Here is a 19,970-nt window from a genome sequence, read left to right as displayed (position 1 = left end):
ATCGGGCTATCAATGAAACGGGGCTTAGAATTCTCTCATCTAAAAGACTACTGCGCCTCCGGAACCTTCAACGCCTCCAGCATCGTGGCGTATTCTTTGTCGCTCAGTATGGGCTTCAGCAATGCCTCCAATTGAGGCACCTCCTCTGCGGTCAAGCCGTTGCGAATCAGCCCTGTCAGCTGAGCCAACTGATCGCTTGTCAGCTTGCTGACGACGACGGAGTAGATCTGCTGCTTCTCCTCGTCCGTGAGCCCGGAGACCGCCGACGAACCATTTTCTCCGTTCCACACAGGTACCGCTCCGTCGTCCTGCAAGCCATCGTCGCCCGTATCGCCCGGCGAAGCTGCAGCTTCCCCATTCGTCACCGAACCGCTTGGTTCCGGTCCCGGCTCCGGCGATGGCACGCTCCCCGCGTTGGCATCCGGCCTAGCCGCGCCGCCCCCGGTCGCCGCATCCGAATCAGGCGTGCCCATGCTGGATGCATCCGGTTCCCCTTGGCTCGACTCCACTCCGGCATCGGGTCTCGCAGTCGCAGTCGGCTCGGAAGTACCTGCTGCCTGGTGGTCCCCGTCGTCTACGGCCTGAGATTCCGCTTCCCCTTGCGCCGCTTTCTTTTCGCCACCCGCTCCCCACAACTTGCCCCACACGCCGCTCATCGCGAATGGCTGCTCATCCAGCGCAATGCCGTAGTCGGCCAACGCCGTCTGCACGTAGCTCGTCACGATATAACCCGTCGTCCAGATGCTCAAGAAGCTGACAAGCAGCGTCGCTCCGATTAATTGTCCCGCCCAGCGGATCCATTTCCACATGATGCGCGCCCTCCAAATCTATGAATTTCCATAGCATCAGTATGGGCAACCAGCAGGAACGGCATTCCGTCCGAGGCAAATAATGATGGCGGTGCGCTGCTGCGTTTTAACGGTATCCCTCTCAATCAGGAACTATCGCTGCGCAGCGTTTTAACGATATCCCCCTCGTTCAGGAGCATACTCCGTTTGCACGTTTTAACGATATCCCCTTCGATCAGGAACGCAGGCATCTCGCGTCAGCAATTACAAATGATTGCCAGTACTCAGATACGAAAAATACCCCTCCACCAGTAACGGAGATCCGTTCCCTGTCCGAAGGGGATATCTTTAAAACGGCGTATACCCGACATGCTGCCGACACGTTCGCCAGCTAATATTTGAATCGCATGCGCAGCAGCTTGCGAATGCCCCATGCGCTTAGCACGCATCCAAGCACAAAGCCGATATCGTAGCCAAGCCGGTCACCTGCGTTGAGCCTGAACAGTTCCGTACCCAGCATGCCCGCTACCATGGACGCGCAGAGGACGAAGCCGTAACGCAGAACAGTCTCTGCACTTTTGAATATCACCAGCTTGCCGTTGTTCTCCGTCGGATTGCGGCTGTACGCGAACCGGCCCAGCGCCAAGCTAGCCGCCGTCAGAGCGAGCAGGAATAGCGCTTTTCCCCACTTGATCTCCAGATATTGCGCGGAGGAATAATTAAAAAAGTTGAACCAGGAACGGATGCGATCTCCCCACATGACCGGCGAATAAGAGTCGTACCCCTCGCGGCGAGACATCTGGATGCCGTGCGCCTGTAGGGAGGAGTCAAGAAGCTCGACGAACAAGATCGGGAGCGCAGCCAGCACCCCTGTAAGAATGGTCTGAGAGGCAACGCTGCCTGTCACGGTTCCGATGAGGAGCGCGCAAGTGTATCCGGCCAGCACGACAAGAAGAGAATAACCGAATTGAACGGCAAAGTAATCGCCACGCAAAAACGCAGAGGCCGGCGATACCGCCAGCACCGTGGCGTCAATCAACGTATTCAGCAAAAGCGAACCGCCGAACAATGCAGCGCCAAGCAGCCACTTGGTCAAAAAGATATCGCTGCGCGAATAGGGCAGCGAGAATAGCAGCTCCTGAGAGCCGTTGCGCCGCTCGACGCCGAGCTGAACGAGCGCGAGCACGAAGGCCGCAAGCAACAGCCAGTATCGGCCGGCGGTTTCATGCGCGCCATTATCGTAAACGTAACGGTATAAGTCGCCGTGCGTAAAGGCGCTCGTCTGCAGGCGATCAAGCAGATTGGTACCTGGTCCGTTCCATAACCACTGATTCATGCGCGGCAGCCCCAGCGTCAGAAAATGCACGATCGGCACTGCGAAAATGAATAGACGCGCCTGCGCATATTCTCTGCCGAGCAGCGGTCGCATGCCGCTCCACCATGATTTAGTTCGCATACGTCTCGCCTCCAAGCTTCCAAACGTACAGATCCTCAAGCCGCACGGGCAGCGGCTCGACCAGCAACGGATTCATCGCCTCCAGCTCTGCGGCGGCCGTGCTTCCGGAGGCGACGTTCAGCAGCAGCGTATACACGCGGCCGATATGATCCAGCACCCGGACGTCGGTAGAGCGCAGCCAACCTTCGGGCGCTTCGCCTTGGAATACGACCTGCAGCTTCGATACGATGCCTTCGGCCGCGCCCTCGGAAGCATGCGTCTCGACGGTACCAGAGCGCAGGATCCATATCGTGTCGGTCATCCGCTCCAGCTCCTCCAGCAGATGCGAGGAGACGACAAGCGACATGCCGTCCGCAGCGGCTTCTATGAGTAGCGTCAGCACCTGCTTTTTGGCGATCGGATCGATTCCGTTGGTCGGCTCGTCCAGAAGCACGAGCCTAGCGCGCGTAGCCAAGCCTAGCGCAGTGCTGAACATCATCCGCATGCCTTTGGAGAAGTGACGTATGTTGCGGTCAAGCGGCAGACCGAACCGTTTCATCGTATCTCTGAAGTAGGCGGGATCGAAGCGCGGATAAATCTGACCGAACATATAGGCGGCTCCCCAGCCCGTATAACCGTACCAAGCCTCGGGCGTGTCCGGTATAAACACCAGCTCCCGTTTGGTCCCAGGCTCGCGGTGGATGGACCGGCCGTCGAACAGCACTTCGCCGCCGTCCGGATCGAGAATGCCGGACATGATCTTAAGGAGCGTCGTCTTGCCGGCGCCATTCCGTCCGATCAACCCGGCCACCTTGCCCGCTTCCAGCTCAAAGTCCACCTCTGTCAACACGGGCTTGCCGTCAATCCTTTTGCTCAAATGACGCACCGTCAGCACCGGATTCCCTCCCCTTGCCGTATTCCTTGATTTCTTCCTGCAGCCAATCGAGCAAGCGATCGCTTCCGACGCCCAGATGATGGGCCTCGACCGCGATGCGCCGCAGCTCTGCGCGCAATCGCAGCAAGCGTTCACGCTCCATGCCCGGCTCCTCCGCCGCCTTTGCCACGAATGCGCCTTTGCCCCGCAGCGATACGATTACGCCTTGGCGCTCGAGCTCTTGGTACGACTTGGCCACCGTGTTGTGGTTGACGAGCAGCGTCGCCGACAGCTCCCGTACCGAGGGAATCCGATCGCCTTCCGCTAACGCGCCTTTCGCGATCAGCGCTTTGAAGTTCTGCACGATCTGCTCGTAGATCGGCGTCGGACTTCTCTCATCGATGCGTATCATAGGACAACCGGGTCAGCTCCTTTTGCGTGTACCATTGTTGCGTGCAAAACTTTTATGTGTACCACTTTAACTAGTACACATTATACATTTGTAGGAAAGGACTTGCAAACCTCTTTTCGGACATAAAAAAAGCTCCCCCGCCGATCCCCGAGGGAAGGCGAGAGAGCTTGAAATTATGAGGTTCTATGGGATGCGCTGCTCCCGTTTAAGCGTAAATCTCCGCAACCTGGTTCGTCTGCTCTCGGTTGCGGCCGACGGAGAAGATCGCGATCGGGATGCCGGTCAGCTCGGAGACGCGCTGCACGTAGCGACGGGTATTCTCCGGCAGATCGTCCAGCGTCTTGGCGCCGGTGATGTCTTCGCTCCAGCCCGGGAGCTCCTCGTAGACGGCTTCGCACTCGGCGAGCATCTTGAGGTTGGCCGGATAGTGCTCGATGAGCTGGCCGCGGTAGTTGTAGGCGGTGCAGATCTTCACCGTCTCGAGGCCGCTCAGCACGTCGAGCGAGTTGAGCGACAGGCCCGTGATGCCGCTCACGCGGCGGGCGTGACGGACGACGACGCTGTCGAACCAGCCGACGCGGCGCGGACGGCCCGTGACGGTGCCGTACTCGTGGCCCTTGTCGCGGATCCATTGGCCGAGATCGTCATGCAGCTCGGTCGGGAACGGACCGTCGCCGACGCGCGTCGTGTAGGCCTTGGCCACCCCGATGACTTGCTGAATCTTGGACGGACCGACGCCAGAGCCGATGCACACGCCGCCGGCGGACGGATTCGAGCTCGTCACGAACGGATAAGTGCCTTGGTCGATGTCGAGCATGACGCCTTGGGCGCCCTCGAACAGCACTCTCTGACCGGCGTCGATCGCGTCGTTAAGGACGACGGACGTGTCGGTCACGAGCGGACGCAGGATCTCGGCGAGCTTCAGATATTCATCGATGATCTGCTCGGCGTCCAGCTTCTCGCCGCCGTACATTTGCTCGATGACCTGGTTCTTCTCTTCCACGAGACGGCGCGTCTTGAGCGTGAACTCTTCGGCATCCATCAGGTCGGCGATGCGAATGCCGTTGCGAGCGGCTTTGTCCATGTAGCAAGGGCCGATACCCTTGCGCGTCGTGCCGATCTTGTTGTCGGCTTTGCGGTCTTCCTCGAGTGCGTCGAGCACGAGGTGGTACGGCATGATGACATGCGCGCGATCGCTGATGCGCAGATTATCCGTGCTGAACCCGTTATCGCGGATATATTGGAGTTCCTCCACCAACGCGGCCGGATTGATAACCATGCCGTTGCCGATGACGCATACTTTGTTTTCGTTAAAAATGCCGGAAGGAATCATGGTCAGCTTGTACTTTTTGTTTTGAATGAGGATCGTATGTCCGGCATTGTTGCCCCCCTGATAGCGGGCGACGACGTCTGCCTTTTCCGCCAGGAAGTCCGTGATCTTGCCCTTGCCTTCGTCTCCCCACTGCGTTCCTACAACAACTACTGTAGACAATGCAATCCCTCCATCCGGCCTGTTGGCACTTGGCCAGCCGGCATGATTAGTGCCGCCCGCACGGATGCGAGGATGCCGAGGGCGCCAACTTCAAGCGCACGCGACAACGCACCGGGAAGAGTACGCTCCCCCGATGGACGGCAAATGGCCGCTATCGCGGCATTGTCTAGTTTAGCAAGCTAAAGCGTTCAAGTCAAATAAAAAAACCGAACGATCGGAAGGGGGTCCCCATAATCGTTCGGAAATGTTCGGATATTCGTCATCAGGAAGCGCTGCCGACCATCGCTTCCCCGTGCGCCCGATCCAGACTGACGAACTTGTTGAAGTTCTTCAGGAAGACGAGCTCTACGGTGCCGACGGGTCCGTTACGCTGCTTGGCGATGATGATCTCGATAATGTTCTTTTTCTCGGTATCGTGATTGTAGTAGTCATCCCGGTACAGGAACGCGACGATGTCGGCATCCTGCTCGATCGATCCCGATTCCCGAAGGTCGGACATCATCGGACGCTTGTCCTGCCGCTGCTCGACGCCCCGCGACAGCTGCGACAGCGCGATGACCGGCACCTCGAGCTCCCGCGCGATCTGCTTGAGCGTACGCGAGATCTCGGAGACCTCCTGCTGCCGGTTCTCCCCGGCTTTGCCGCGGCCCTGGATCAGCTGCAGATAGTCGATCAGAATCATGCCCAGCCCCTTCTCCTTCTTGAGACGGCGGCACTTGGCCCGCAGCTCCGCTACGGTAATGCCCGGCGTATCGTCGATATACACTTGCGCCTCGGACAACGAGCCGATTGCCATCGAGAGCTTTTCCCAGTCGTCGCCTTCGAGGAAGCCGGTCCGCATCCGCCCCGCGTCCACGTTGGACTCGGCGCAGATCATCCGCTGGACGAGCTGCGCGGCCGACATTTCAAGACTGAAGATCGCGACCGTCTCCTGCGCGCGCACCGCCACATTCTGGGCGATGTTGAGCGCGAAGGCGGTCTTGCCGACCGAAGGACGGGCGGCCACGATGATCAGGTCGTTGCGCTGAAAGCCGGACGTCATCTTGTCTAGATCGATGAATCCGCTCGGGATGCCCGTGGTGCCGCCCTTATGGTTGAACAGGAATTCGACCCGCTCGAATACGTCCATGAGCACGTCGCGAATGCTGATAAAGCCGTGCGCCGCGCGGCGATTGGACAGCTCCATGATGCGCGCCTCGGCGTCGTTCAGCAGCGCGCCGACGTCGTCCTCGGAGGCGTAGCCGCTCGAGACGATCTGCGTCGCTGTGCGGATGAGCCGGCGCAGCATCGCCTTTTCCTCGACGATCTGCGCGTAGTAGTCGACGTTGGCCGCAGTCGGCACGGCGCTCGCCAGCTTGGCCAGATACGAGACGCTGCCGACCTCCTCCAGCTGGCCGCGGTCGCGCAGCGTCGCGGTTATCGTGATGAGGTCCATCGGCTGATTGTTCTCGTTCAGGTCGACCATCGCCTCGAAGATCCGCTGATGCGCGACGCTGTAGAAGTCCTCGGTGTTCAGCCGCTCCATCGCCGTGATGAGCGCCTCGGACTCGAGCAGAATTGCGCCGAGTACCGCCTGCTCCGCTTCGAGGTTTTGGGGCGGCACGCGATCGAACGTCAGTTGATCGCCCCGTTCGCTCATGCCGTCACTCCTCCGTGACCTGCACGTTCAGCGTACCCTTGACGTCCGGGTACAGCTTGAGCGGCACCTGGGTGACGCCGAGCGTGCGAATCGGCTCGTTTAGCTCGATCTTGCGCTTGTCGATCGTGATCTTCTGCTTCTCCAGCGCTTCGGCGATCTGCTTGCTCGTGATCGCGCCGAACAGGCGCCCGCCCTCGCCGGCCTTTGCCTTGATGACAATCTTCATCTCGCCGAGCTTGACCGCGAGTGCCTTCGCGTCTTCCTTCTCCTGGGCCTTTTTCTTATCGACGGATGCCTGGATCTGATCGAGCGTCTTCTTGGCGCCGTCGGTCGCGATCTGCACGTAGCCCTGGGGCAGCAGGAAGTTGCGCGCGTAGCCCTCCGATACTTCTTTGACCTGGCCCTTCTTGCCTTGACCCTTTACGTCCTGCAGGAATATTACCTTCATTCGAAAAGACCCTCTTCCCCGTTAATATCGTTCAGCACTTTCTTAAGCTTCGCTGCGACTTCCTGGACGGTGCCCTGCACCTGGCAAGCCGCGTTCGTCAGATGGCCGCCTCCGCCGAGACGCTCCATGACAACCTGCACGTTCATCTGCCCGAGCGACCTGGCGCTGACGCCGATCGTGCCGTCCGGACGCTGGGCGATGACGAACGATGCCTTGATGCCCGTCATATTAAGCAGCGTATCTGCCGATTGCGCGATCAGCAGCTGCGGCACCGGCTTCGCCGGATCGGCGACCGCGATCGCGATATAATCGAAGTACGTCTCCGCGTTGCGGATGATCTCCGCCTTCTTGATGTATTCTTCGAGATCTTCCTTGAGCATCTTCTGAATCAACGCCGGATCGGCGCCGTTGCGCCGGAGGAACGATGCCGCCTCGAACGTGCGCGAGCCCGTGCGCATCGCGAAGCTCTTGGTATCGACCGTAATGCCGGCCAGCAGCGCCGTAGCCTCGCGCACGTCGAGCACGACGCGCTCGTGGATGTACTGGAGCAGCTCGGTCACCAGCTCGCAGGTCGAGGAAGCGTACGGCTCCATGTAGACGAGAACCGCGTCCTCGATGAACTCCTCGCTGCGTCTGTGGTGGTCGACGATGACGACCCGGTCCGTCTGCTGGAGCAGCTTGGGCTCGGCGACCATCGACGCCCGGTGCGTGTCTACGACGACCGCCAGCGAGCGCTTGCCCGTGAGCTGCGAAGCCTGCTCTGGCGTGATGAAGCGGCGAATCAGCTTTTCGTCTTCCTTGAGCATATGCATCATCCGCTGAATCGCGGGATTCACGCCTTCGAGCACGATAAAAGCTTCCTTGCCGACGTGCTGCGCCGCCTTGAGCACCCCGATGGCCGCGCCGATCGAGTCCATATCGGGCATCCGGTGGCCCATGATGATGATATGGTCGCTCTCCTTCATGAGATCGCGCAGCGCATGCGAGATAACGCGCGCGCGCACGCGGGTGCGCTTCTCGACGGCGTTGCTCTTGCCTCCGTAGAAGCTCTGCCGCTGGCCGAACTTGACCACGGCCTGGTCGCCCCCGCGTCCGAGCGCGATATCGAGGCTGCCCTGCGCCAGCTGGCCGAGCTCCGCGATGTTGTCTGCGCCCGAGGCGAAGCCGATCGACAGCGTCATTGGCAGCTTCAGGTTCATCGTGATCTCGCGCACCTCGTCGAGCAGCTCGAATCTGGATTGCTCCAGCAGCTTGAGCGCCACCTGGTTCGCGATGACCATGTACTTGTCGGACGACAGCCGGCGCAGGAACAAGCCGTACTTCTGCGCCCACTCGTTGATCTCGCCCGTCACCTTGGACAGCATGAGCGCCCGCTGCTGCTCGTCCATGCCCTGGGCGACTTCCTCGAGATTGTCCATCATTACGATGCCGATGGCGAGCTTCTCGTCCTCGTAACGCTTGGAGAGCGTCCAGTGGTCCGTCACGTCCGCGACGAACAGCATGCGCTCCGTCGGGCGGAACAGGATCTCATATACGCGGCCGTTCTGCGTCGTCTCCCACTTGCCAAGCGTCTTATCTTTTTCCTTCGCTTGCTGGATGCCGGGAAAAAGCTCCGACAACGGCGTGCCGACGGCGGACGTTCGCTCCGCGATTTTGGATATAAAGCCGTTGTGCCATTCGACCTCGCGGTCTTCGTTATAAAGAATGATTCCGAAAGGCAGTCCGCCGACGACTTCCGTGCCGACGCCCCGGATGCGGGAGGACAGCGTCAGCACGTAGTCGTTCCATTCTTTGCGAAAGGCCCGCTCGGCGAGCAGCGAGAAGACGCCGACGGCGCCTCCCGCCACCAGGGCGATAATGCCTAGCGGCCAATAGAACCATGTAAGTGCGGCCGTAAGCAAGAAGATGAGAGCGAGCGCCCAGACATTGTGCATGCCGTGCCACCGCTGAACGAGAAATTTGGGCATTGTGGCTTCGCTCCCCTACTTCTTGTCAAAATATCGGCGCAGCGGAAACGCCGTATCCAGCAGACCGATCAAATACAACGGTTGAATGAGAAACAGCGGGATCGCGATCAGAACGGGTACGACATTGGACCACTTCTTCTGATGCGCCAGATAAAAGAAGAACGCGAGCGCCTGGATGCGGAATAAAAAATCCAGCACGGGCACGGCATTGTCCGATGCCACCGCCCAAAAATTAACGCTGTTGGCCGGCATGGAAAATTGAATGATCCACACGATCACGTACAGCAGCACCGTGCTCTTGGGCAGCATCCAGCTGCGCATCGGCGTCAGCCCGGACACGACGATGCCGGACCAGGCGAGCACCTTGCGCGAGATGCCGTGCGTGATGATCGCCAGCAGGAACGAGCACAGCATGAGCAGCATCGGCAGCAGACGTACGACGGCCTCGCCGAAGGCCTGCGCCGTACCCGTCCAGTCTCCCGTCAGCATGTTGCTGGCCTGGAGCTCCTGGATGCGCTCGTCCAGGAAGGATGCGAGCTGCGCGGTGAAGTCGATGTCGTACTGAATCGAGAATAGCGTAAGCTCGGTCACCAGCTGCGCGAGCAGGATGATAAAGCCCACCGTGACGACGGTTTTGGCGGCGACCCGCTTTTTGTATAAATGCCCCATGACGATCGAAGGCACGAGAAAGAAAAATCCGAATGTCAGCGCCAGCGCCCCGGAGCTGCCGAGGATGAGGAAAGCCAATACGGCGATGCAGGCGATATGGACGGCAAACGAAACGGGTCGCAGCATCGTATAGAGCACGACCATCGGCGTCATCAACAGAAATATCGTTATACCGCTCAACGGGGTAGCGACGCTGAGCAGCATCAGCAGCGCCACGGCACTCCAGGCCAGCGACTTCAAGGCCGTGTTCAACGAGTTTTCACCTCTTGCGAATGTGTTCTTCCAGTGCCGAGAGGTCGCGGTACTGATCCTCCAGCTGATGCCCCTCCTGCTTCAGGCGGCTAAGCTTGTCTTCGACCGCCTTGTCGAGGTCTCGGTAGGAAATGCCCAGCCGGCGGCCAAGGATGTATGCGCTCGCGATGAGCCCGGACAGACTGTCCGTGATCCGCGCAGTGCTGCCTTCCCACATGGCCTTGAACAGACGGGATACCTGGTCCAGCACCTCACTCTTAAGCCATTCGATAGACCGGGCTTTCCCGGCGACATCCAGATTCTGATCGATTGAAGACAAGTCCTGTCCCTCCTCCGAAAAAATCCCTGTCTGACGGCTGCCGCATGCGAATATCGCGCTAAAGCTGTAACCAACATTATAGCACATAAACTCGCCGCTCCCACAATGGCATTTGCTAGTCTAACGCGGCATAGCCGCCGTTTTGGGTCGCCAATTATACCTTCCTTGCCCAGCACTTGCCCTTTGCAAATTTCAAAAAGCTGCACCGGGCTAACCGCCGGATGCAGCTTTACCGGTTGCAGCTTTTTAATTTTTGCCCCCTCGAAGACGAGCTCGCCATGATTGGCGCTGCGCAATCACGATCCGACGGCAGACCAGACATGCTGTCCGCGCTCGCGCACATCCATGCCCAGCCGCTTCAACACGGCTAGCGGCACGTAGTCCCGGCTGCCGACCGACAGCAGCTCGGCCTCCCCCTCGGGCCAAGTCAGCCGATGCCCGCGCTCCAGCATCAATGCGCCCGGGCCGGGCTCCTTCCTATCTGCTGCCGCGGCCCTCGCGCCTTCCGCCGAGACGGCTTGACCGCCCTGCGCCGCTCCCCCGCCTGGGCTGTCGCTTGCAGCCGCCTCCGCCACGAACGTATGCGAGCGCCCGTCCCAGCTCAGCGCGTAGCCCAGCGCTTCTAGCACGCGGACGTCCGCATACGCCTCGCCGCGATAAGACACCGCCGGCACCGACGTCTTCGCCAGCTCGAGCACGCCCGCGCCGCCTTCCGGCAGGCGGACGAACTCGCTGCGGATCGGCTCGCCGGCGCGCACGTTCTTGTGCAGCCCTAGGCCGTCCAGCGCGATCCGTCCTCCGATCAGCACGTACCGGATGCCCGCGGAGGGCAGCTCCGGCCGCTCGACCGTGGACCGGTCCCCGATCTTGCCGTAGTCAAAGATCACGATATCCGCATCCATCCCGCGCGCGATCCGCCCTTTTTTCCGCAGAGCCGGGGCCTGCCGCTCAAGACGCCGGGCGGGCATCAGCGACATCTTCGCCACGGCGTCCATCAGCGAGATGACGCGGTGCTCGCGCACGTACAAGCCGACGGTGCGGGCGAATGTGCCCGATGCGCGCGGATGATTGTTGTTGCCCGGCTCCAGAATGGCGTCGCTGCCGATCATGACGAAGGGCGCAGCCAGCGAATCCTCGATATCCTGCTCCGGGATGGCATAGGCGACGGCGAGCTTACCTTCCTTCTTGAACGTGCCGAATGTCGTCTCCGTCAGCCGCTCTGAGGTTCCGGCGATCTGCAGGTCCTTATAGGTGATCCTGAAACGCTCTTGCCAGCCTTCGTCGAAGCGCGCCGAGTTGAGATACGTCCCCCAATAATCGTAAGGGTAGGTGCAGGCGGTGATGTCGAGCCCTTCCGCGCGCGCCTTCGCCAGCATGTCCAGCGACTGCTTCATGGAGAACGTGCCGCCCGTGCTGTTGATGTGATCGACGTGGACGGAGGCGCCGGTCTCCCTCGCGTAGTCAATGATCTCGTTCATCGCGTCGATATTCGTACCTGGCTCGGTCATGTCGGAGTATCTGGCGTGAAAATAAACCGGCACATTGTACTTGTACGCGAGCCGCATAAGCGGCAGCACCTCTGCGGCGCCGATTCCCGGCACGTACTCCAGGCTGAACGAGATGCCGAGCAAGCCGTCCTGCAGCGCCTGCTCCGCTTCGGCTGCAAGACGCCTGGTCTGCGCGCCGCTCGCCGGCGTATACAGGCCGATGCCCTGCTTGTTGCGCGCCTTCGTATAGAAGAAGGAGGCGCCGTAGTGGAGCGGCGTCTCCGCGCGTTCATAATAGGGATACCATTTGCGCGGCGAATCCGTGCCGCCATGCATGGCGATATTCGCCGTGACGCCGTCGGCAATCTTGTTCCAGACGCCCAGCGGGTTCGGGTCATAGGACAGATTGTCGATAAAACCCGGCGCGACCACAAGCCCGCGAGCGTCGATCTTCCGCCGCCCTTTGACCGGCCGGTCCGTTACAAGCGCGATACGGCCCTCCTGGACGGCAACGTTGACGCCCCTGCGGTCGAGCCCCGTCTCCGGATTGATTACCCTGCCGCCCAAGATGACGGTGTCGTACGTGCGAGCCAGCTCCGCATCGGATGGCGTGGCAAGGACGGGAGCCGGCATTGCCGCGCCTGCTGCGACGCTCCCTACGTTTTTGACCGCCGGCGCCGCTTTATCCGGACGACTCAAAGAAGCGGCTTCCCGCGCCGGATACCCGAACGGACTGCCGCTTCCTTTTACAGCCGCGACAGCGATGGAAGCTGCCGCCAGGGCCGCGATCGAATAGCCGATCGCTTTCCATGGTTTCTTTTTATTCATGCGGGATGCCTCCAAGGTAGCTTCGAATGGCGCCCGCTGCTTGCGATGCCATCCTTTTCCACCTTTAAGCTTCCCGTTTTACCTTTTTATCATCCGTGCCGTGTCCAATCAACGATCCGGCGCAATAGTCGATGATATCGCTGCGACGCACGATGCCGATGAACGCGCTGGTGTCGTCCACGACCGGGACGAAGTTCTGGCCTTTGGCGAGCGAGATGAGATCTTCCATATTGGCATCGATCTGTACCGGCTTGTTCGTCGTTCGCAGAGGCACTTCCGATAATGGAATGCGAGCGGTTTGCTCAAATGATAGCCCTTCGCGATTCTTAAGATACCATAATAAATCGCCTTCCGTAACGGTTCCTACGTACTTCCCGTCATCGCCGAGCACAGGCACGGCCGTATACCGATGGCGCTCCATCCGCTCGAGCGTCTGACGCAGCGTGGCGTTCGAAGGCAGGCATACGACCTCCTGCTTCGGCAGGAGGAAAAACGCGATATTCATTTGTTCCTCTCCTCTAGCGCGTTGCGATTCGAATCCACCCCATTATACCATGCGGTTTGAAGTGTCTCCAAGGACATGGACGCCAGCCGCGCCAGATCGATCCAGCCGACGCGTCGGCCATGAATCCCGGCATAAAAAATCCGCGAACGAGTCGCGGACCGATTCATTAGGCCGTCTTGAAAATAGAAACCGCGCGGTACAAATCTCGGCCAGCACACCCAGCGATTGCGCTGCGGCGGCCGTCTCCTCGCTGGCAGCGGCAGACTGCTGGCTCGCGTTCGAGATGCTCTCCACGGAGCCGAGTAAGATCGGGCCCGATATGATCCTGGCGATCCATGGCGTAGCGCTGTCCTGCCAGACCGCATTCCACGTACTGCTCCCGTTCGCTTTGCATTACAGTACTGCACCTCCCTGGTCGTCGGGCCGGCTTCGAACAGGCGTCGTTTCGTAGAAGATGCGGACCTGATCGGCCATCGACGCAAAGCATTCGACAATAGGCAAGCTGAATTGCGTTCCGGCATGGGCAAATAGCTCCCTGATCGCTTCCTCGATCGGCTTTCCTTCACGATAGGGACGGTCGACGACCATGCTGTCGAAGGCATCCAGAACGCTGCAGACAATGGCGCCATAGGGAATGTGCTGTCCTTTTAACTTTGATGGATAGCCTGTGCCGTCCCATCTTTCGTGATGATGACGGATGACATGCATCGTCGTCAGTCCGATATTATCGTGACGAAGCAAATACGCCCCTAACTGAGGGTGTTCTTCAATTAGCTCCCATTCCTTGCGGGTGAGCGGCTTCATCGAGTCCAGAATTTCGTTGGGAATCAGCAATTTGCCGATATCATGCAGCAGACATCCACTCACGATTTCCTGCCGGTCCTTATCGGAGATCGGCAGCACCGTCGTCAGCTTTTCCGCCAGCCATGCCACCCTTAGACTATGTCTATAGGTATCCATGTGCTTGTCCTTCAAGGTTTCCAGCCAATTCATCGTCATGCCGGTTTCGGGCATTAGCTTGTTCAGCATTGAGACGCTATTGCGCATGTGGCCTCCGAATTTAAGTTTTTTCGGCAAAAATGCCGTTGAAATAAAAAAGAATAATCGTTTCCGCAATTCTCCTCCCGTTTTACTCATTCGAAACGAATTAACGTCGCACAATTATAGTTGTACGACCCATGAAAGGCAGGGCTATGTATGTTGGAATACGCTTCAGCCACCTTGAGCGAAGAAGAATCGGATGGCATGCAAACCATGGATGACGACGCTGTTATCGATATTTTTTTGTCGCTCTTTGAAAAATCGGTTCACACCCAGCGAAATTACCGTAGGGCGATTCAACAATTCAGAGCGTTTTTGGGAGAAGTTTCATTATCCAAGGTTACATGGAGGGATATTGAAGTATTTAAGTTGGGCTTGACCCGAGGGACATTAAACCGCACGAAAAAGCCGTTATCGGCGGCTAGCGTTGCCGCCCTCATCGCACCGCTGAAGTCACTTTATAAATGGGGAAGCGATCCGAATATCGGCGTCTTTCTCAAGAACCCCACGACGTCGGTGAAGCTTCCGTCCGTGAAAGTCACGAGCGCCCGCCATTTTCTAACGCTCGAGGAGCTTCAGATCCTTTTGAATGCGCTCCGTGCCCAGAGCATCCGCAATTATTTGATCGGTCTATGCTTAGCTACGCTTGGTCTGCGGGTTTCTGAATTGTCAGCCATTCGCCATTCGCACTTTCACTTTAATCCGTCGGAGACAACGGTATGGCTGAATGTCATCGCGGGAAAGGGGGGAAAGAGCAGAGAGATTAAGGTGCCGAGCCAACTATGGAAGCACTTGTCCGATTATATGAAAGCCGGACCTGAAGGGATGAACACGGAAGGCGTTTCCTCGAGACTTTTTGATCTTTCGCCGAGGCATATCGAACGTATTATCAAGGAAGCTTCACGCGTCCTGCATGGCAAAACGCCCACGCCGCACTGGCTCCGGCATACAAGCGCCACGCTTGCCCTGCTCGGCGGTGCTTCGCTTCAGCAAGTGCAAGAGACGTTGGGGCATACGCATATCAACACAACCCAGCGTTATCTCCATACGGTTGAGCAAATTAAGAAATCCGCTACCGACTTTGTCGAGGAGAGCATAACAGGATTGTCGAGCGAAGAGACATAGTCTTTTTTTATGGTTTGCGGCAATTCATATTGTCGGATTATGTCTATTGTCCTATAATGTATTGTAGGATTTTGTTGTTTTTGGTATAAATTTAGGCCCTATGTCGTACAACTATAATTGTACGACCAACGTTATACATAACAGTTTACGTCAGTAAACTCTTACCCATACAGAAAAAAATTGCTTTCAAAACGAGCAAGTCCCCGAATCTGCTGCATGGGCAGAAGTCGGGGATTTTTTCGTAATAAGAGCATGAATATAAAAAGGGCTATGCCCTCATGGAGGACATAGCCCTGGCTCGCGTTAACCGCAGCCTATTCGGTCACCCGACTCAGTCGGTGGTGTAAGGCAGCAGCGCCATTTGGCGGGAGCGCTTGATCGCAACCGTCAGCAGGCGTTGGTACTTTGCCTTCGTGCCCGTCACACGGCGAGGCAGGATCTTGCCGCGCTCGGAGATGAACTTGCGGAGCAGGTCCAGGTCCTTGTAGTCGACGTGCGTGATCTTGTTAACCGTGAAGTAGCAAACTTTGCGGCGCTTGTTGCGTCCGCGACGGAACTTGCGGGGCTCGCGTTGTTCGCGGTCGCCGCCTCCGCCCGGTCCGCGGTTCTCGCGGGGCGTATACGTGCGCTCTTCACGAGCGGCTGGTGCTTGTTGTTCGCTCATTTATAGTACCGTCCTTCCCTGTCTTAGAATGGCAAATCATCGTCCGATATATCGATCGGCTTGCCGTCATCGGCGAATGGATCCGATTGGTTGTTGCCGCCTCTAGAGCCGGAGCTGCGGCTGCCGCCGGAGTTGCCTCCACCGTACCCGCCGCCACCGCCGTATCCTCCGCCGCTATTGCCGCCACTGCCACCGTTACCGCCTCCGCCGTACTCGTCCCGTCCTTGCGATCCGCCTTCGCGGTTCGGCGATTCGAGGAAGCGTACATTGTCTGCGATGACTTCGGTGACATAGACGCGGCGACCTTCGTTATTCTCGTAGTTGCGCACTTGAATGCGCCCCTCGACGGCGGCCAGACGGCCCTTCCGAAGGTAGTTCGCGCACGTCTCCGCCAGTTGGCGCCAAGTGACGACCGGAATGAAGTCCGCCTCGCGTTCGCGTTCGCCCCCGCCGGAATCGCGGGAGAACGGGCGGTCTACAGCCAGCGTAAATTGGGCTACGGCCACGCCTGCAGGCGTGTAGCGAAGCTCGGGATCTTTGGTTAAGCGTCCGATCAGAATAACACGGTTCAACATCTTCGGTCCCCTCCTGCGAGTGACGACTTGAACGGCGTAAACCGCCGGGTATTGCGTGCTGTGCTGACTTAAGCGACTGCCTTAAGCGACATCGCGTACGACGATGTGACGAATGACTTCGTCCGTGATCTTCAGTACGCGTTCCAGTTCGGTGACCACAGCCGGCTCGGCCGTGAAGTGAACCAGCACATACGTCCCGTCGCGGTGCTTGTTGATCTCGTAAGCGAGGCGCTTCTTGCCTTGTACCTCATGCTTCGTGATCTCGCCGCCGTTCGCGATGATGCCCTGGAATTTCTCCGTGACAGCTTGAACGGACTCTTGGTCCACGTCCGGACGAATGATGTACATCAACTCGTAGTTGCGCATCTTCGTTACCTCCTTTTGGTCTTTGGCCCCCCATTTATATACCATGGAACCTGTCCATGGTAGAGGAGCAAGGAGTATGCCTTTTTATCGCATACCTGAATACTTTATCACATTCGCCCGCATACTGCAAGGTTTTTCCCGCAACACTAAGGCCGGGAGGTGATCATCAGATGGGTGAACAGACGCAGTTCGAACCGGGCGACCGCGCCCCGAACAACGGTCATTACATGGAAGTGAGCGAGGATGCTTTTCACATGAATATCGAGAACCCCAAGCATGTCACGTTGGAGAAGGGCGAGCGGTTCCCGGAGACGACTAATCACAACCGCAAGTGGAAAAAGGTGAAGCAATTTTAAAGCGGCGCGTATAACGCTCCCCCAAGGCGGACATTCTAATTACCGGCGACGAACAGAGAGGTGTTGGTTCCGTTGAACCTTTGCAGGCAACAACCCGCAGGAGGAACGTCGAAGACGGAGTAGGAAGCGAGGGGTTGTGTCGCAGACATGGTCTTGCAATACACGTTATCGCGTTAGCGAACCTTCAACAAGCCGAAGCGCCGGGATGAACCGGCAACGTCACGTACGACATGGAAGTCCAGCTTCAATTAACGTCGCCCGGAAGACCCCGCAAGGGGTCTTTCGTCATTTCTGCGCAGGGCCCGCGTCGGACAAGCGCTACCGGTTTGATTTTGATACTGACTGTTAAACTGTGCTACACTATGGTTAAGTTATTGTTAAAAGGGGGGCTGCCGATGACTAAATTGAATCCGACGCGCTCTGCCGGCGATCTGATTGCCTGGCTGCTGCTAGCCGTATTCATGATCTTCTCTACGCCCACCCCCACGCTAGAGTCAACAGCCGGCGAATCCGCTGCATCGAGCCTTCGCGGTACCGAGTTTCATACGCATGTCCAATCCCGAACGCCGGATCCCGCTTCAGGCAAACCGCGTCCAGGTGCCCCCTTGTTGTTCCTCTTGTTTGCCTTAATCGTCCTTAAGCCCAGACTGCCTTACCGCCTTCCCACCCATCACCACGCGCACATCGCCTCGGTGCATGTTCTGCTGCGCAGACGCTTGTTGCGCCCGCTTCAGTTCTCCTCCACTTACGTCTCCTAATCCGCCCATGTGGCAGCATAGCTCGCGCTTCGATTCGATTGAGGCAGCGTGTATTTTGATCTGCCCGGCTCAAGCGATTCCCGCCCTGTTATTCGCGATACTTCGCCTTCCTCCTTGCCTGCCGACTCATATCGGCGGTTCTTTTCCTACGGCTCATTGTTAAATTCCTGCATATAGAAAGGATGTTGTCCATGGATATCAGAGAGACGGATCTGCCCGGCGTCGGCCGGAAGTACCGAATCCTCACGCGCAGCGGCGACCGGCTCGTTGTCGTCATTCACGACGATGGCCATCGGGAGCTTTATCATTTTGAATACGAGGACCCCGAAGACAGCATCTCCATGATCACGCTCGACGACGACGAGGCTCGTTCGATCGCCGCGATCGTTGGAGGCATGACTTACAAGCCGCGCATGCTCGAATCGATAGAGATTGCGCTAAGCGATCTCGTTATCGAGTGGTTCAGGCTGGAGTCCCGCAGTCCATGCGTTGGCGTCTCGATCGGCGACCTCGAGATTCGCCGGCGCACCGGCGCTACGGTTCTCGCGATCGTCAACAGAGATCATGCCAAGCATATTACGCCCGGCCCCGACTTCGTGCTGACAGCCGATTCTATGCTGATTGCGGCAGGCGAGCGGGAAAACCTGAAGGCGCTCAAAAGCATCTTGACCGGCGGGGAGGTTTAATATGGACCATCTCGTGCTTGAAGTCGGCTTGGCCGTGGCATTGATCGCCCTCGCGGGTCTCATCTCCGCCAAGCTGCGATTTTCCGTCATTCCGTTCTATATCATTATCGGTATGGCCGTAGGTCCCCACTCTTTTAAGCTCTGGCATCTCGACTTCCGCTTCATCGAGAGCGCCTCGCTCATCGAATTCATGGGGAGGATCGGCGTGCTGTTTCTCCTCTTCTATCTCGGCCTGGAGTTCTCCGTCGGCCGGCTGCTCAAATCGGGCAAGTCGATCGCGTTCGGCGGTACGATCTACATCGCGATCAACTTCACGCTGGGCCTGGGCTACGGCTTCGTGACGGGCTTCCCTCTGGCTGAGACGCTGGTGATGGCGGGCATCACGACAATCTCCTCCAGCGCGATCGTAGCCAAAGTGCTTGTCGATCTCAAACGCACGGCGAATGCAGAGACCGAACTCATCCTGGGCATCATTATGTTTGAGGACGTTTTCCTTGCCGTCTATATTTCCATCCTGTCCGGCCTTGTCTTAAGCGACTCCTCCTCGGTCTGGGGGGTCCTCGGTTCGGCGGGCATCGCCTTCGCCTTCATGCTCTTCATGCTGGTCGTCGGACGCAAGTGCGTGCCGCTCCTGAACAAGGCGCTGAACGTCCGCTCCAACGAGCTCTTTGGCCTAATCGTCTTCGGCGGTTTGTTCCTCGTCGCAGGCTTTTCCGAGACGATCCACGTCGCCGAAGCGATCGGCGCGCTTCTGTTCGGCCTGGTGCTGGCGGAGACGGAGCATATTAAGCGGATCGAGCATTTCATATTGCCCTTCCGCGATTTCTTCGGCGCGATCTTCTTCTTCAGCTTCGGCCTCACGATCGATCCGCTGACGCTCGGAGATGCCCTGTGGCTGTCCTTGGGCGCCGTAGTGGTCACGTTGATCGGCAATTATGCCGCCGGCCTTCTGGCGGGCCGCAGCGCCGGTCTCTCGAGCAAGGCTTCTTCCAATGTCGGCTTGACGATCGTCGCGCGCGGGGAATTTTCGATCATCATGGCCAACATGGCGAAAGCCGGCGGACTGCTCGTCGTTCTCCAACCTTTTGCCGCCTTATATGTACTCATCCTGGCTATTTTAGGTCCGCTTTTGACCAAGGAATCCAAGCACATTCACAAGCTGCTCGGGAAGCTGCTCAGGTGGAACCGATCGGCGGATAACCAAGCAGCTTAGCGTAATGGCCTTATCCTATCGAATCCAATCCCGATTTAAGAGCCCACCATCTCTTCACGATCAGGAGGAAA

At 58.3% G+C, this 19,970-nt stretch carries 21 protein-coding genes; 5 read left to right on the top strand and 16 right to left on the bottom strand.

Translation table 11 applies throughout. From position 1 onward, the window contains the following. Positions 1-47: 47 nt before the first annotated feature. From ACFSR7_RS15830 to ACFSR7_RS15770, 13 genes are all read right to left on the bottom strand, one after another. Positions 48-809 (bottom strand): hypothetical protein, encoded by a 762-nt coding sequence (locus ACFSR7_RS15830; protein WP_378163140.1) that lies wholly within the window; start codon positions 807-809, stop codon positions 48-50. A gap of 370 nt (positions 810-1,179) precedes the next feature. After that, positions 1,180-2,244, bottom strand: a complete 1,065-nt coding sequence (locus ACFSR7_RS15825; RefSeq protein WP_378163138.1) for an ABC transporter permease subunit — start codon at positions 2,242-2,244, stop codon at positions 1,180-1,182. After that, a complete protein-coding gene (locus ACFSR7_RS15820) occupies positions 2,234-3,118 on the bottom strand; it encodes an ABC transporter ATP-binding protein (RefSeq protein ID WP_378163136.1) in 885 nt (294 codons plus the stop codon). The genes ACFSR7_RS15825 and ACFSR7_RS15820 overlap by 11 nt, the downstream gene beginning before the upstream one ends. Then, positions 3,084-3,509, bottom strand: coding sequence for a GntR family transcriptional regulator (locus ACFSR7_RS15815; protein ID WP_378163134.1), 426 nt, complete (start codon positions 3,507-3,509; stop codon positions 3,084-3,086). The genes ACFSR7_RS15820 and ACFSR7_RS15815 overlap by 35 nt, the downstream gene beginning before the upstream one ends. Positions 3,510-3,714: 205 nt before the next feature. After that, positions 3,715-5,001, bottom strand: a complete 1,287-nt coding sequence (locus ACFSR7_RS15810) for an adenylosuccinate synthase (protein WP_378163132.1) — start codon at positions 4,999-5,001, stop codon at positions 3,715-3,717. Between the two features lie 262 nt (positions 5,002-5,263). Further along, complete coding sequence (gene dnaB, locus ACFSR7_RS15805; protein ID WP_378163131.1) at positions 5,264-6,640, bottom strand: replicative DNA helicase; 1,377 nt, start codon at positions 6,638-6,640, stop codon at positions 5,264-5,266. Positions 6,641-6,644: 4 nt separating this feature from the next. Further along, complete coding sequence (gene rplI, locus ACFSR7_RS15800) at positions 6,645-7,088, bottom strand: 50S ribosomal protein L9 (protein WP_378163129.1); 444 nt, start codon at positions 7,086-7,088, stop codon at positions 6,645-6,647. Next, on the bottom strand, positions 7,085-9,055 hold the full coding sequence (locus tag ACFSR7_RS15795) for a DHH family phosphoesterase (protein WP_378163127.1): 1,971 nt from the start codon (positions 9,053-9,055) through the stop codon (positions 7,085-7,087). Before ACFSR7_RS15795 ends, rplI begins: the two co-directional genes overlap by 4 nt. Before the next feature lie 15 nt (positions 9,056-9,070). Continuing rightward, complete coding sequence (locus ACFSR7_RS15790) at positions 9,071-9,976, bottom strand: DUF2232 domain-containing protein (RefSeq protein ID WP_378163125.1); 906 nt, start codon at positions 9,974-9,976, stop codon at positions 9,071-9,073. Positions 9,977-9,983: 7 nt separating this feature from the next. After that, complete coding sequence (locus ACFSR7_RS15785) at positions 9,984-10,286, bottom strand: MazG-like family protein (protein WP_378164603.1); 303 nt, start codon at positions 10,284-10,286, stop codon at positions 9,984-9,986. Positions 10,287-10,591: 305 nt separating this feature from the next. After that, positions 10,592-12,610: an amidohydrolase family protein gene (locus ACFSR7_RS15780; protein ID WP_378163123.1), complete on the bottom strand. Its 2,019-nt coding sequence runs from the start codon at positions 12,608-12,610 to the stop codon at positions 10,592-10,594. 64 nt (positions 12,611-12,674) lie between these two features. Next, the gene (locus ACFSR7_RS15775; RefSeq protein WP_378121746.1) at positions 12,675-13,115 is read right to left on the bottom strand and encodes a CBS domain-containing protein; all 441 of its coding nucleotides are present in this window, start codon (positions 13,113-13,115) and stop codon (positions 12,675-12,677) included. Between the two features lie 393 nt (positions 13,116-13,508). Next, positions 13,509-14,231, bottom strand: coding sequence for an HD-GYP domain-containing protein (locus tag ACFSR7_RS15770; protein ID WP_378163121.1), 723 nt, complete (start codon positions 14,229-14,231; stop codon positions 13,509-13,511). 81 nt (positions 14,232-14,312) lie between these two features. On the opposite strand from ACFSR7_RS15770, the gene ACFSR7_RS15765 reads away from it, so the two are divergent. Further along, on the top strand, positions 14,313-15,281 hold the full coding sequence (locus ACFSR7_RS15765) for a tyrosine-type recombinase/integrase (RefSeq protein WP_378163119.1): 969 nt from the start codon (positions 14,313-14,315) through the stop codon (positions 15,279-15,281). Between the two features lie 331 nt (positions 15,282-15,612). Here ACFSR7_RS15765 and rpsR read toward each other — a convergent pair whose 3' ends face one another. The 3 genes from rpsR to rpsF form a co-directional block, all read right to left on the bottom strand. Beyond that, positions 15,613-15,945 carry a 30S ribosomal protein S18 gene (gene rpsR, locus ACFSR7_RS15760; RefSeq protein ID WP_378121747.1) on the bottom strand — a complete coding sequence of 111 codons (333 nt, stop codon included), beginning with the start codon at positions 15,943-15,945 and terminating at the stop codon, positions 15,613-15,615. Between the two features lie 23 nt (positions 15,946-15,968). After that, positions 15,969-16,520, bottom strand: coding sequence for a single-stranded DNA-binding protein (ssb, locus tag ACFSR7_RS15755; RefSeq protein WP_378163117.1), 552 nt, complete (start codon positions 16,518-16,520; stop codon positions 15,969-15,971). Between the two features lie 81 nt (positions 16,521-16,601). Further along, positions 16,602-16,886, bottom strand: coding sequence for a 30S ribosomal protein S6 (gene rpsF, locus ACFSR7_RS15750; RefSeq protein ID WP_378121749.1), 285 nt, complete (start codon positions 16,884-16,886; stop codon positions 16,602-16,604). 170 nt (positions 16,887-17,056) lie between these two features. Here rpsF and ACFSR7_RS15745 point away from each other — a divergent pair, with 170 nt between their 5' ends. The 4 genes from ACFSR7_RS15745 to ACFSR7_RS15730 all read left to right on the top strand — a co-directional run bounded on the left by ACFSR7_RS15745 (position 17,057) and on the right by ACFSR7_RS15730 (position 19,899). After that, positions 17,057-17,242: a YjzC family protein gene (locus tag ACFSR7_RS15745; RefSeq protein WP_378163115.1), complete on the top strand. Its 186-nt coding sequence runs from the start codon at positions 17,057-17,059 to the stop codon at positions 17,240-17,242. Between the two features lie 395 nt (positions 17,243-17,637). Further along, the gene (locus tag ACFSR7_RS15740) at positions 17,638-18,000 is read left to right on the top strand and encodes a hypothetical protein (protein WP_378163114.1); all 363 of its coding nucleotides are present in this window, start codon (positions 17,638-17,640) and stop codon (positions 17,998-18,000) included. A gap of 191 nt (positions 18,001-18,191) precedes the next feature. Then, positions 18,192-18,686, top strand: coding sequence for a cation:proton antiporter regulatory subunit (locus ACFSR7_RS15735; RefSeq protein WP_378163112.1), 495 nt, complete (start codon positions 18,192-18,194; stop codon positions 18,684-18,686). A gap of 1 nt (position 18,687) precedes the next feature. Further along, positions 18,688-19,899 (top strand): cation:proton antiporter, encoded by a 1,212-nt coding sequence (locus ACFSR7_RS15730; RefSeq protein WP_378163111.1) that lies wholly within the window; start codon positions 18,688-18,690, stop codon positions 19,897-19,899. Positions 19,900-19,970: the final 71 nt, after the last annotated feature.

Origin of the sequence: Cohnella sp. GCM10020058, from assembly GCF_042683485.1 — a bacterium.
Classification (GTDB): Bacteria; Bacillota; Bacilli; order Paenibacillales; family Paenibacillaceae; genus Cohnella.
This window is presented reverse-complemented; position numbering and strand designations above follow the sequence as displayed.